This is a genomic window from Massilia paldalensis (genome assembly GCF_044901715.1).
In the GTDB taxonomy this organism is placed as follows: Bacteria; Pseudomonadota; Gammaproteobacteria; order Burkholderiales; family Burkholderiaceae_D; genus Telluria; species Telluria paldalensis.
The window spans coordinates 1,455,758-1,468,634 of the sequence record NZ_JBJCIU010000001.1 but is presented as its reverse complement, the minus strand read 5'-3'; the positions used below and the strand labels follow the sequence as shown (position 1 = coordinate 1,468,634).

Here is a 12,877-nt window from a genome sequence, read left to right as displayed (position 1 = left end):
GCGAGCGGCGAGGACGCGCACGGGCGACGGACGTGCGCATGCGGCGCCGTCGCGATGTGTCGGGTCAAGCATGGAATGTCTCCTGTCGTTTTTATGTGTGGCGGCCGATTCCAACATCTGGATAACAGGAATGTTACCGCAACCATTCGAGTCTATACGGCTGGGCGCGGCGTTGTCAACGAATTATTCCGGCAGGGAGAACGACGCGGAAAACGTCAGCGCGCGCGCCCCTGCCTGGCCCCCGCGGGCAGGCGCGCCGGCGGGCGCACGCGCGGCGCGGCGTCGGACTGGCGGCGCACCAGCTCGAAGTCCATGCGCACCTGTTCGGGGCCGGCGGCACCGCCCTCGCGCTGGGCGCGCACACGCCGCACGAGCGCCTGCACGGCCTCGCGCGCCATCTCGGCGATGGGCTGGCGCACGGTGGTCAGCTCGGGCCAGATCGTCGTGGCGAGCGCGGTATCGTCGAAGCCCGTCACCGTCAGGTCGCCCGGCACGTCCAGGCCCAGGCGGTGGGCGACGGCGACCGTTGCGGCGGCCATGTCGTCGTTGCTGGCGAAGATCGCCGTCGGCCGCTCGTCCAGGGCGAGCAGCTGCTCGGCCGCGTCCAGGCCGGAACGGTAGGTGAACATGCCCTGCACCACCAGTTCCTTCGACGCGTCGGCGTGCTTGTCCGCGATGGCGGCGCGGTAGCCCTCCAGGCGGCGGCTGCTGGCCGTCTGGTTCGGATGGCCGACCACGAAGCCGATGCGCTGGTGGCCCAGGGCGATCAGGTGGCGGGTCATGTGGTAGGCGGCTTCGTAGTCGTCGATGCTGACGGCGCCCACGCGCGCATCGGGCGAACCGCAGGCGACGACGACGACGGGAATGCCGGCGCCGGCGATGGCGCCGACGATCGCTTCGCTGTCGCACAGGGGCGGCGGCAGGATGATGCCATCGAGGCCATTGCCGATCAGGCGGCGCGCATGCTCCGCTTCCTGCTCGCCCGCCTCGCACTTCTCTACGAACAGCTGGACATTGTTCAGGCCCGACTGGGTCAGCAGGCCGACAAGGAATTCGGACAGGTAGGCGGCGCTCGGATTACTGTACAGGAAGCCGACGCGGATCGGCTTGGACCCCGCCAGGTTGCGCGCCTCCTGGTTCGGCGTGTAGTTGAGCGCGGCGACGGCATCGGCCACCTTGCGGCGCGTGCTTTCGCGCACCAGGCCCTTGCCGTTCATGACGCGCGAGACGGTCATCGCCGACACGCCGGCCAGCTTGGCGACGTCGGCCATCGTGGGTTGGCCGCGCCGCTCCAGGTCGTCCTGGGTGGCTTCATCGGTGGCTTTGCTCATCGCTCGGGGGTCCTGTGTCACGTGTTATCGGGCGCATGGCGCGCCACTGTTTGCATCATCTTAACATAGGCGATTGCGCTAACATGCAGGCTCCCTCCTCCGCGCCCCGCAAAGAGAACGGCCCGGCCGGAAGATCCGGGCCGGGCCGCGCGGGACTGCGTGCCGCCGGGATCAGGCGCGCAGCAGCGAACGCAGCGTGCGCGACAGGTCCTCGGCCGAGAACTTGGCGACATAGGCATCGGCGCGCACGTTCTTGACGTGTTCCTCGTTCGTGGTGCCGGACAGCGAGGAGTGGATCACCACGGGCATGGTGCCGAAGCGGGCGTTGTTCTTGATGTTGCGGGTCAGCGTGAAGCCGTCCATTTCCGGCATCTCGAGGTCGGTCAGCACCAGGGCGACGCGGTCATGCACGGTCTTGCCTTCGGCCTCGGCGGCCGTCGCGATCATGTTCAGCTGCTCCCAGCATTCCTTGCCCGTCTTGGTCATCACGAACGGCAGGCCCATCGCTTCCAGGCCGCGCTCGATCAGCGAACGCGCGACGACGGAATCGTCGGCCGCGAGGATCACGGAACCGGGCTTCAGCTGGATCTTGTCGCCGACCGAGGTGGCGATATTGTCGTCGGACGATTCCGGGTTCAGCTCGCGCAGGATGGTTTCCACGTCCAGCACCTGGGCCAGACGCGGCGGGTGCTCGTCCGTTTCCGGCAGGCGCGCGATGCTGGTGACCATGCCGCTGCCGGCGCTGTGCTCGGCCGACATCACCTGGCTCCAGTCCAGGCGCACGATCTCTTCCACGCTCTCGACGGCAAACGCCTGCGTGGTGCGGGCGAATTCCGTGACGAGCATGATGTTCAGGCCCGTGCGCGGGATGACGCCGGTGATGCCCGGCAGGTCCAGCACCTGGATGATCTGGCCGCGCAGGTTGACGACGCCCAGCACGTGGTCGGGCGCGCCGGCCACCTTGGTGACCGCCGGCATGGCGACGATCTCGCGGATCTTGAATACGTTGATGCCGAACAGCTCGCTGGAGCTGCCATGTTCGTCACCGCCGAGGCGGAACAGCAACAGCTCGAACTTGTTGTTGCTGGTAAGGTTGCTGCGCTCGTCGACTTCCTGCTGAACCGATTTCATTGTGTCACCCCAAGGTATGATTCTTTGAGGAAATTCTAGTCGCGAATCGCGGTCCTGTGTAAAGACCGCCACCGATTTCGGGAAATTTTTGACACTCCTGGTTCAAAAAAACCACAGAATTGCCGAAACGACTTTACGAACAGTCGATCAAACGGGCGCTTTGGCCAGCCGGTCGACTTCGTCCAGCGCCAGGCGCGCCATCGTCCGGATGCCTTCGTAGGACTTGGCGGCGGCGATGAAGCGGCCGTTGTGGCAGAAACCGGCATCCGGCACGCCCGTCACGGCCGCCAGGTCGGCGTCGCGCAGGCCGGCCCACGCCTCCGGCAGGTCGGCGCGCGCATCGAAGTTCTCCGTGCTGACGGGCACCGTGTGGATCATGTAGCGCTGCTCGGCCAGGTTATGGCTGATCACGAACAGCACGTCCGGCATCTCCTTGCGCACGACGGTCGACCAGGGCATGGCGCCGTTCTTGAGGAACAGCACGCGGCCGCCTTCCAGCGCTTCCGAGCCGCGCACCTGTTCCAGCGCCTGCAGCGCGCCCACGCGGTACTTGACGGCGTTGGCCATGATGTCGGTGAGCACGGCCATCGCGCGCTCGAACTGCGCGGTGCGGAAGGCCTCGGCGGCGTCGCCGTAGCCCAGGCGCTGCTCGTCCATCCAGTTCAGGTTGTAGCCGGAGACGACGGCCGACAAGCCGTAGCCGCCGGGCGCGTTCTTGGCCGCCCCCACGTCGGACAGGTCCAGGTATTGCACGATGTCGCCGTCGATGGCCCAGGCGATCTGCTGCGCCGTCTCGGCGCTCAACGCCTGGCCCGCATGCTGCTGCGCCAGCGCGGCCACGCAGCGGGCGCCGTATTCCCGCCATACCAGCCCGGCGCTCGCGTACGGCACGCCGCTGCCGCGGGCGCCGTCGAAGCCTTTCTGGTGATGGTCGAAGCGGCCCGTGGCCGGATCCCAGACGCCGCCCACGTCGATAGCGAAATCGGCCGAGTCGATGATGGCCGCGTCGCGCGTGCGCACCAGGCCCGCGTCGGGGTACAGGATCTTCAGGACGGCGACGGCCCACGCGTCGTCCGCGTGGAATTTGCCGCCGTGGGTGGCTATCAGCATGCTTTCTCCAATCTGGTCCGCGGTGCGGCTCGAATCCGCATGATACCGGTTAGTCGCCGATTCTCGTAGCGGGCATGGCGCAGCGTGCCCGCGAACCGGTATCATCCATGGGCCGTACCTGCCCAACCGTCACCATCGGAGTCCGCATGTTCCAGCGCCTGGCCGCGAATCGCCTGTTCCTTCGTTCCCTGTTCCTCGCCGTCGGCCTGGCCGCAGGCGCAAGCACTCCCGCCCATGCCGCCGACCCGGCGCCGGCCGTCCCCAAGGGATCGCTCGTGATCGCCGGCGGCGCGCTGCGCGCCGACAATGCCGCCGTCTGGAAGACGATCGTCGACCTGGCCGGCGGCCGCGGCGCCCACATCGCCGTGTTCGCGACGGCCGCCGGCAACCCGGAACGCTCGGCCAGGTTCATCGCCGAGGTCCTGCGCGGCGCGGGCGCCGACCCGTTCATCGTGCCGCTGGCGCCGCGCCTGAAGGACAGCGACGTGCGCAAGGCGGCCGACGACGCCAGGCTGGCCGCGCAGGTGGCCGGCGCCGGCGGCGCCTTCTTCACGGGCGGCGACCAGGGCCGCATCACGGCGGCGTTGCGCCGGCCCGACGGGACCAACACGGCCGTGCTGGACGCGCTGTGGACCATGTACCGGCGCGGCGGCGTCATCGCCGGCACCAGCGCCGGCGCGGCCATCATGAGCAGCACCATGTTCTACGAGGGCCAGGCCCCGCTGCCGACGCTCAAGAGCGGCATCGTGGACGGGCGCGACATCGCGCCGGGCCTGGGCTTCATCGGCGACGACGTGTTCGTCGACCAGCACCTGCTCGTGCGCGGCCGCTTCGCCCGCATGCTGCCCGCGATGCTGGCCCGGAAGTACCGGCTGGGCCTGGGCATCGACGAGAACACGGCGGCCGTCGTCACGCACCCGGCGGGCAAGCCGGGCCTGGCCATCCAGGTCATCGGCTACAAGGGCGCGATCCTGCTCGACCTGGGCCAGGCCACCGTGGATGGCGCCCGCCCCGGCTTCAACGTGAGCAATGCGCGCATCAGCTATATGGACGCGGGCGACCGCTACGAGACGGCGAGCGCCACCTTCAAGCCCGGCGACGACAAGGAGAAGATCGAGAACACGGGCCCCGCCGCCGCCGGATCCTGGTTCACGCCGGACATCCTGGGCAACCAGGCCGTCGTCGACGTGCTGTGGAAGCTGGGGTCGGGCCAGTTGCCGAAGGCGACGGGCATCGCGTTCGGCGGGCCGGCCAGCGCCGCACCGGAGCGGGGCTTTGAGTTCACGTTCTCCAAGGTGCCGGAGAGCGAAGCCTACGAGTCGAACCGCGCCGACACCTACTCCGTCTACCGCGTGCGCCTGGACGTGAAGCCCATCCGCATGAAGCAGCCGCTGTACGAGAGCGATTGAATGAGAGCGACTGACGCGCCACCCGCGCTAGCGCCGGCCCCGCGTGGCCAGCCAGCAGACGATGGAGCCGGCGCAGACCAGGGCGGCGCCCTGCCAGAAGGCCGGCGCCAGCGGCGTGTCCAGCACGAACGCCGCCAGCGCGGACGACAGCACGGGAATGAAGTAGGAAGCGCCCGCGAGCACCGTCACGTTGCCGTGCAGGATGCCGACATTCCACGCCGCGTAGCCGAAGCCCATCGCGGCCGCGGCCAGTGCCAGGCACACGGTCGTGCGCAGTCGAACGCCATCGGGGCGCCGCCGAAGGCCAGGTAGTTCAGCCACAGCGCCAGCGCCGTGAGGATGAAGAACAGCGTCACGCCGTTCCTGCCCTCGGCGATCCTGGCCGTCACCGTGCAATAGGTCGACCAGATCAGCGCGCCCGCGAACGCCAGGCCGTAGCTCAGCGGATTGCTGCGGACGTTCGCCAGCACGGCAGCCGGGTCGAGCCCCTGCTCGCCGCCCAGCACGCGGCACACGCCCAGCAGGGCCAGTCCTACGCCGGGAACGATCCAGGGGCTGGACGGCTGGCCGTTGAACAGGATGGCGAACGCCATCGTGAGGGCCGGCCACAAGTAGTTGACCATGCCGACCTCGATCGCCTGGCGGTCCGTGGCGGCGTAGCCGATCGACAGTGCCAGGCATAGTTCGTAGGACACGAAGAGCGCGCCACCCAGCAGCAGGTAGCGGCGCGGGAACGCGCGGATGTCGCCCAGGCCGACCGTCGCCAGCAGCAGGACCGACGCGACCGTATAGATCATGGCCGCGCCGCCCGTCGCGCCCAGTCCCTGGCTGACGCTGCGGATCAGGCCCACGATCGAACTCCACAGCGCGATGGCCAGCAGGCCCGTCGCCGTCGCACGCTGCGCTCTCGACATGGCCGGGCGCCCGCTCATCGCTGGACTGCCAGCGCCAGCGTCTCCTTCACTTCTTCCATCACGACGTAGCTCTTCGACTGGCCGCCGTCGGCCACGTGCAGGATCTCGCCCAGCAGGCGGCGGTATTCCGTCATCTCGGGAATGCGCGCCTTGATCAGGTAGTCGAAGTCGCCGGAGACGAGGTGGCACTCCAGCACCTCGGGAATGGCCAGCATGGCGCGCCGGAACCGTTCGAACGCCCCTTCCGATTTCTGGCGCAGCGTGATCTCGACGAAGACGAGGATCTGCAGGCCCAGCGCCTGCGGCGTCACGCGCGCGTGGTAGCCGGCGATGACGCCGTCGCGCTCCATGCGCTTGACGCGTTCGATGCACGGTGTCAGCGACAACCCCACCTGTTCCGCGAGGTCCTTCATCACGATCCGGCCGTCCTGTTGCAGGATGGTCAGGATGTGCAGGTCGATACGGTCCAGCACACGGCTGGACTCCTTTTGTACGCGCATGAATTTTCACCAAAAAGGGATGGAATTACCGAATCAATTATCGCAACACTCGCTGTAATATGGCAATCTTTACTAATATCGTCCCCGTTTAGGGGAAACCGGGAAGAGCTATGCGAGCGACGCGCGTTTTGGTGCTGGGCAGCGGTGTGGTCGGCGTGACCACCGCCTATTATCTGGCAAAAGCCGGCCATGAGGTGACGGTGATCGACCGCCAGCCCGGCCCGGCCCTGGAGACCAGTTTCGCCAACGCGGGCCAGATCTCGCCCGGCTACGCCTCGCCCTGGGCCGCGCCCGGCATCCCGCTGAAGGCATTCAAGTGGCTGTTCCAGCGCCACGCGCCGCTGGCCATCCGCCCCGACGGCAGCCTGTTCCAGCTGCAGTGGATGTGGGAGATGTACCGCAACTGCGACGCCGGCCGCTACGCCGTCAACAAGGAACGCATGGTCCGTCTGGCCGAGTATAGCCGCGACTGCATCCGCCAGCTGCGCGCCGACACGGGCATCGCCTACGAGGGCCGCCAGCAGGGCACGCTGCAGCTGTTCCGCACCCAGGCCCAGTTCGACGGCGCCGCCAAGGACATCGAGGTGCTGCGCGACGCGGGCGTACCGTTCGAGGTGCTGGAAAGCGCGCGCCTGGCCCAGGCCGAGCCGGCCCTGGCCCACGTGCGCGGCAAGCTGGTGGGCGGCCTGCGCCTGCCGAACGACGAAACCGGCGACTGCCAGCTGTTCACCTCGCGCCTGACCCAGATGGCGCGCGAACTGGGCGTGCGCTTCGAGTTCGACACCGAGATCCAGCGCCTGGAGATCAAGGACGGAGAAGTCGCCGCCGTCCACACCAGCAAGGGCACGTTCGGCGCCGAGCGCTACGTGCTGGCGCTGGGCAGCTATTCGCGCCTGCTGCTGCGCGACCAGTTCAAGGTCCCCGTCTATCCGCTCAAGGGTTATTCGCTGACCGTGCCCATCGTCGATGCCGCCAAGGCGCCCGTCTCGACGATCCTGGACGAGACCTACAAGATCGCCGTCACCCGTTTCGACGACCGCATCCGCGTGGGCGGCATGGCGGAAATCGCCGGCTACAGCAAGGCGTTGAACCCGGCCCGCCGCGAGACGCTGGAACTGGTCGTCAACGACCTGTTCCCGGGCGGCGGCGACCTGAAGAACGCGACCTTCTGGACGGGACTGCGCCCGATGACGCCGGACAGCACGCCCATCGTCGGCGCCACGCCGCTGCGCAACCTGTTCCTGAACACGGGCCACGGTACGCTGGGCTGGACCATGGCCTGCGGCTCCGCCAGCGTGATCGCGGACCTCGTCGGCGGCCGCACGCCCGCCATTCCGGCCGACGACCTGGCCGTGTTCCGCTACGCCGGCAACAGCGACGCCGCCGCCCGTCCCGCCATCGCGCGTGCCTGATATGGACCGCTCCACCGATACCGCGCTGGACTCGGACCTGCCCACGAGCGGCGCAAGCGACGCAGTCGATCTGGCCGCACGCGCCGGCGCCCTGCTGACCGTCGACCTCGACGCCATCCGCGCCAACTACCGCCTGCTGCGGGCACAGGCCGGCGGCGCGCTGGTCGCCGGCATCATGAAGGCGGACGCCTATGGTCTGGGCATGGCGCGCATCGCGCCCGTGCTGGCCGAGGAAGGCTGCCGCGTCTTCTTCACCGCGCACCTGGACGAAGCGATCCGCCTGCGTCCCCTGGTTCCGGCTGACCGCGCCATCTACGTGCTGCACGGCGCCATGCCCGGCACCGCCGCGGATTTCATCGCCCACGGCATTTCGCCCGTGCTGAACGACGCCGGCCAGGCGCGCGAATGGATCACCGCCGGCCGCCGGCTCGGCCGGCGCCTGCCCGCCGCGATCCAGGTCGACACGGGCATGTCGCGCATGGGCATGTCCCCGGCCGACCTCGCGCTGCTCGGCGATCCGGCCGGATGGATGGGCGGGATCGAGCCCGCTTTCCTGATGAGCCACCTGGCCTGCGCGGACGAAGCGGACCACCCGATGAACGCGGCGCAGCTCGCCCGCTTCGAGGCCCTGCGCGCCCGCTTCCCCGGCCTGCCCTGCAGCCTGGCGAATTCCTCCGGCCTGTTCCTGGGCAGCGCCTTCCACTACGATATCGTGCGGCCCGGCGCGGCGCTGTACGGCATCAACCCGCGTCCCGGCAGCGCCAATCCGATGCGCGCCGTGGCGGCGCTGCAGGCGCGCATCGTGCAGGTGCGCGACGTGGAAGACGGCACCGTCGTCGGCTACGGCGCGCGCTTCCGGGCCGACGGTCCGCGCCGCATCGCCACCATCGCCATCGGCTATGCGGACGGCTGGCTGCGCGCCCTCACCAACCGGGGATACGCATTCGTGGACGGCGTACGCGTGCCGATTGCCGGCACCGTCTCCATGGACAGCATCACGCTGGACGTCAGCGCCATCCCGCGCGAGCGCATCGCGCCGGGCCTCGCCGTCGAGCTGCTGGGCCCCCACCAGCACGTCGACGAGGTCGCGGCCCAGGCGGGCACGATCGGCTACGAGGTGCTGACGCGCCTGAGCGGCCGCTTCCACCGCGTCTACGCCAACGCCTGACGCAGCCCGGCGCCGGCGGGCAGGCAACCGAGCCCCGCCAGCGTCGCGCTCACCGCCTCGTCCAGCGGCGTGTGCGGCTCGGCGCCCAGTTCCGCCACCAGCTTCGCATTGTCCAGCCGCACGGGCCACTCCCACAGGTAACGCATCTCGCCCAGCTCGCGCATCGTCACGTTGAACGGCGCCAGCAGCGGTACCAGCCACCAGGGAAAGCGCGACACGCGCGCATCCAGGCCGTGCACGGCGGCCACGCGGCGGATCGCCCCGACCATCGCCGTGCCGTCCGCATCCCAGTGGCCGCCCATGTGGTAGCGGGCGAACGGGGCCAGCGTGGCGCGGCGGACGATCAGCGCGACCATCGTCGCCGCCACGTCCGGCAGGTAGGCCCACTGGTGGCCGGCGCCGCCGCGCACCGGGTTGGCGATGCGGGTGATCGGGCGCCCCGGCTTGACGAGGCCCTGGCCGAACCAGTTGTTGCCCGCATGGGGGCCGAAGAAGTCGCCGGCGCGCACCACCAGGGCCCGGCCGCCCCGCGCGCACCACGCTTCCAGCTCCTCCTCGACCCGTACCCGCACGGCGCCCTTGCGCGTGGCGGGGTGCTGGGGAGCGCCTTCCGCGATGGGCGACGGCGTGTCGGGCCCGTAGTTGTAGACGGAACCGGCCACCACCACCAGCGCGCCGGCTGAACTGGCTGCGTCGGCGGCGGCCATCGCATTGCGCACCATGGGCAGCACCAGCTTGTCCCAGTCGCGGTAGCCGGGCGGGTTGACGGCGTGGACGATCACGGCGCAGCCGGCGGCCGCGGCGCGCACGGCGGCGGCATCCTCCGCGTCGCCCTGGATCCAGGCGATGTCCGGCTGCCGCCGCGCCTCCCCGCCCGCCCGCCGTGACAGCGCGCGCACGTTCCAGCCCTCGCGCAGCAACCGGCGCGCCACCTCGCCGCCGATGCCGCCGCTGGCGCCCAGTACCAGGGCGGTTTCCTGCATTCCCGTGTGTCGATCGATCTGCATGTCGCTCTCCTCGTTGACGATGCAGCCATCTTGCTGCATGCTCGGGCCAAATGGAATTGCATACATTGATGCAGCGGCCATGCATATTTGTATAGGCGGAGGGAGATGACATCGACGATCGAATGGGAGCTGTACCGCTCCTTCCTGGGCGTGCTGCGCGAAGGCTCGCTGTCCGGCGCGGCCCGCGCGCTGGGCGTCGCCCAGCCGACCGTGGGACGCCACGTGGCGGCGCTGGAGGCGGGGCTCGGACTCGCGCTGTTCACCCGTTCGCCGACGGGCCTGCTGCCGACCGAGGCGGCGCTGGCCTTGCGCCCGCATGCGCAGGCGATGGAGAGCACGGCGGCGGCACTGGAACGGGCGGCGGCCAGCATCGGCGACGGCGTGCGCGGCGTCGTGCGCGTGACTGCGAGCGAAGTGATGGGCGTCGAGGTGCTGCCGGACGTGGTCGCCCGGCTGCGCGATCGCCATCCGGACCTCGAGGTCGAGCTGCTGCTGTCGAACGACGTCCAGGACCTGCTGCAGCGCGAGGCCGACATCGCCGTGCGCATGGTGCGGCCGGCGCAGGACCAGCTGGTGGCGCGCCGCATCGGCGCCATCGCCGTCGGCCTGCACGCGCATCCGGACTACCTGGCGCGGCGCGGCACGCCCGCCGACAGCGCGGAACTGGCCGGCCACACGCTGATCGGCTACGACCGCCTGACGCCCCTGGTGCGCGCGGGGCTGAAGCGCTGGCCGCAACTGGACCGGCGCAGCTTTGCCCTGCGCACCGACAGCGACGTCGCCCAACTGGCCCTGATCCGCGCCGGCGCCGGCATCGGCTTCTGCCAGGTCCCGCTCGCGCGCCGCGCACCGGCGCTGGTGCGCGTGCTGCCGGACGCGTTCGAACTCGTCTTCGACACCTGGATCACGATGCACGAGGACTTGCGCAACAGCCCGCGCTGCCGCGTGACGTTCGACGCGCTGGCGGAAGCGCTCGCCGCGCACGCCTCGGGCTGAGGCACTGCCGGGGAGCGGTCAGCGCGCGGCGGCCGGCACCTGGCGCAGCACCTCACGCAACACCTGCAGCACGGCCTGCACCACGGCCGCCGGCTGCTCGTCCTGGATGATGTGGCCGGCGCCCGGCACGACGCGCTGCATGCCCTTCGTCGACAGGGCGGCCAGCTCCTTGTGGATCTTCTCGTTCTCGTCCTCGACGGCCTTGTTCACGGCACTCTGCGGTTGGCCCGGCACCGCGTAGGGGCTGACGCCGCGCGTGAGCACCACCAGCGGCAGGTCGCCGAAGGGCTTGCGCAAGGCGCGCAGCTGGGCGTCGCTGGTGTCGATCGCCACGAACTCCCTGGCGCGCACGTCCCAGTAGCCCGGCTTCATGTACATGGCCTGTACCTGGGCGCCCAGCACGGGGCCGTAGTAATCCTGCGGTTTGCCCACGCAATTGCCGAATTCCTCGCTGCCGGCCTTGAACCCCTTCCTGGCGGCAGCAAGGCAGTACTGGTCCTGGCGCTCGACCATCGCATACATGGCCTTGATGCGGCCGCCGGAGGCCTTGTCCAGGCGTTCCGTCTCGTGTTCGGTCTGCGGTTCGACGAGGACGAGGCCCTTTACTTCGGCTGGATAGCGATAAGCGAATACCTGGACGTTGGCGCCGCCGAGCGAATTCCCGACCAGCACGTACGGAGGTTTGATGCCCGCAACGCGGAGCGCCTCGTGCAGGTCCGCGACGGCGTTTTCCGACGTGTTCGGACGCTTGGCCGCATCGCTGAAGCCGATGCCCGCGCGGTCGAACGTGCAGGCGCGCGCCTGCCTGGCGACCTCCGGCTGCACGCGGTGCCAGTTCCATCCCGCCTCGCCCGACGCGGCGTCGAACACGACGGTCACTGGACCACTGCCGCTGCAATGCAGGTTGATCTTGCGGCCGCCGATGTCGACCAGCTGGCCGGGCTTGGCGAAGGCGGCGGAATCCGCTTGCACCGCGGCGTGGACGAACACGGGCAAGGACACTGCAAGCGCCGCGCAGGCAGTGCGGATCGTCAATGGATTCATTACGGAGGCTCCTGTCGTGGTCAGTTCGGGCGGATGCAGCCGACGGCGGCATTCGCGGTATCGGCGCGGTCGGTCCGCGTGCCGGTGCGCAGGTCGAGGACCGCGTGGGTCGATGCCCGCGCTCCCGCCGTTGCGCTCCACGTTTCGCCGAGCGTCCAGCCGGAACGGGGGACGGTGCCGGATGCGTACAAGCCCGTGAGTTCGTCGATGGTCGGCTGGCGCCAGCCGCTCGCCCCGTTGATCGTGGTCCGCGCGCAGAAGTCGCGCGCATCGGCGAAGACATCGTTGAGGGTGACCGCGGCCCAGGTCGCATTGTTCACGGTGACGGCAGGCTCCAGCGTGGCGACGCAGTCGTTGCCTTGCAGCGTGGCCGGTTCGATGCAGCTGCGGTCCGCCTGGCAGGTTCCGTTGACCAGGGTCTGGCCCGAGGGACAGGACGCCTCGGCCACCGTCAGCGTGGTCGTCTTCGACGTGGGCCCGAAGCTGCCCGTGCGTTCCTGGGATGCCGTGATCGTGCTCGTCCCCGGTCCCTTGATGGTGACGGTCGTCCCCGCGATGGTGGCGACGGCGGGATTGCTGCTGGTGAAGGTAAACGGCGCCGGGCTGCGCGAACTGGGCGCCGTCAGCGTGAATGGCGCATCCACCGTCGTCTTGTTGATGGCCGGGAAATCGCCGAGCGGCGGGCCGGCATCCGGATCGCCGCATGCCACGACCAGGCACGCCAGGAACAGCCAACCGAGCAGACGCTTCATGTTCATCCTTTGGGAGAGTGGGCGCGGTCATCGCCGCGCGGCGACGACACTCTACCAAAAAGATGGGCCGGCAAATACGCGGTTTGTCACAAGCGCGCGGGTG

11 protein-coding genes and 1 pseudogene are annotated in these 12,877 nt (G+C 69.5%); 4 read left to right on the top strand and 8 right to left on the bottom strand.

The features are described 5' to 3' along the window. Nucleotides 1–215 precede the first annotated feature (215 nt). The 3 genes from ACI1V7_RS06500 to ACI1V7_RS06490 all read right to left on the bottom strand — a co-directional run bounded on the left by ACI1V7_RS06500 (nucleotide 216) and on the right by ACI1V7_RS06490 (nucleotide 3,572). Complete coding sequence (locus ACI1V7_RS06500; RefSeq protein ID WP_404530926.1) at nucleotides 216–1,331, bottom strand: LacI family DNA-binding transcriptional regulator; 1,116 nt, start codon at nucleotides 1,329–1,331, stop codon at nucleotides 216–218. 171 nt (nucleotides 1,332–1,502) lie between these two features. Continuing rightward, nucleotides 1,503–2,462 carry a chemotaxis protein gene (locus ACI1V7_RS06495; protein WP_404530925.1) on the bottom strand — a complete coding sequence of 320 codons (960 nt, stop codon included), beginning with the start codon at nucleotides 2,460–2,462 and terminating at the stop codon, nucleotides 1,503–1,505. Between the two features lie 147 nt (nucleotides 2,463–2,609). After that, on the bottom strand, nucleotides 2,610–3,572 hold the full coding sequence (locus ACI1V7_RS06490; RefSeq protein WP_404530924.1) for an MYG1 family protein: 963 nt from the start codon (nucleotides 3,570–3,572) through the stop codon (nucleotides 2,610–2,612). Between the two features lie 146 nt (nucleotides 3,573–3,718). On the opposite strand from ACI1V7_RS06490, the gene ACI1V7_RS06485 reads away from it, so the two are divergent. Next, a complete protein-coding gene (locus ACI1V7_RS06485) occupies nucleotides 3,719–4,981 on the top strand; it encodes a cyanophycinase (protein ID WP_404530923.1) in 1,263 nt (420 codons plus the stop codon). 27 nt (nucleotides 4,982–5,008) lie between these two features. On the opposite strand, the pseudogene yddG reads toward ACI1V7_RS06485, so the two are convergent. Beyond that, nucleotides 5,009–5,895 (bottom strand): annotated as a pseudogene (gene yddG, locus ACI1V7_RS06480) (aromatic amino acid DMT transporter YddG). A 14-nt stretch (nucleotides 5,896–5,909) separates the two neighbouring features. Further along, complete coding sequence (locus ACI1V7_RS06475; protein WP_290410878.1) at nucleotides 5,910–6,395, bottom strand: Lrp/AsnC ligand binding domain-containing protein; 486 nt, start codon at nucleotides 6,393–6,395, stop codon at nucleotides 5,910–5,912. A 110-nt stretch (nucleotides 6,396–6,505) separates the two neighbouring features. Between ACI1V7_RS06475 and ACI1V7_RS06470 the strand changes: the two genes are divergently transcribed. Both ACI1V7_RS06470 and alr read left to right on the top strand, forming a co-directional pair. Further along, nucleotides 6,506–7,807: a D-amino acid dehydrogenase gene (locus ACI1V7_RS06470; RefSeq protein ID WP_404530922.1), complete on the top strand. Its 1,302-nt coding sequence runs from the start codon at nucleotides 6,506–6,508 to the stop codon at nucleotides 7,805–7,807. Between the two features lies 1 nt (nucleotide 7,808). Then, nucleotides 7,809–8,975: an alanine racemase gene (alr, locus tag ACI1V7_RS06465; protein WP_404530921.1), complete on the top strand. Its 1,167-nt coding sequence runs from the start codon at nucleotides 7,809–7,811 to the stop codon at nucleotides 8,973–8,975. Here the strand turns inward: alr and ACI1V7_RS06460 are convergent. Continuing rightward, on the bottom strand, nucleotides 8,960–9,982 hold the full coding sequence (locus ACI1V7_RS06460) for an SDR family NAD(P)-dependent oxidoreductase (protein ID WP_404530920.1): 1,023 nt from the start codon (nucleotides 9,980–9,982) through the stop codon (nucleotides 8,960–8,962). The two genes, alr and ACI1V7_RS06460, sit on opposite strands and share 16 nt — an antisense overlap. 105 nt (nucleotides 9,983–10,087) lie before the next feature. Between ACI1V7_RS06460 and ACI1V7_RS06455 the strand changes: the two genes are divergently transcribed. Further along, a complete protein-coding gene (locus ACI1V7_RS06455) occupies nucleotides 10,088–10,978 on the top strand; it encodes a LysR family transcriptional regulator (protein ID WP_404530919.1) in 891 nt (296 codons plus the stop codon). An 18-nt stretch (nucleotides 10,979–10,996) separates the two neighbouring features. On the opposite strand, the gene ACI1V7_RS06450 is transcribed toward ACI1V7_RS06455, so the two are convergent. Together ACI1V7_RS06450 and ACI1V7_RS06445 are read right to left on the bottom strand one after the other, a co-directional pair. Next, entirely contained in the window at nucleotides 10,997–12,022 is a 1,026-nt protein-coding gene (locus ACI1V7_RS06450) for an alpha/beta fold hydrolase (protein WP_404530918.1), read from the bottom strand. Between the two features lie 20 nt (nucleotides 12,023–12,042). After that, complete coding sequence (locus ACI1V7_RS06445) at nucleotides 12,043–12,774, bottom strand: immunoglobulin-like domain-containing protein (protein ID WP_404530917.1); 732 nt, start codon at nucleotides 12,772–12,774, stop codon at nucleotides 12,043–12,045. Nucleotides 12,775–12,877: the final 103 nt, after the last annotated feature.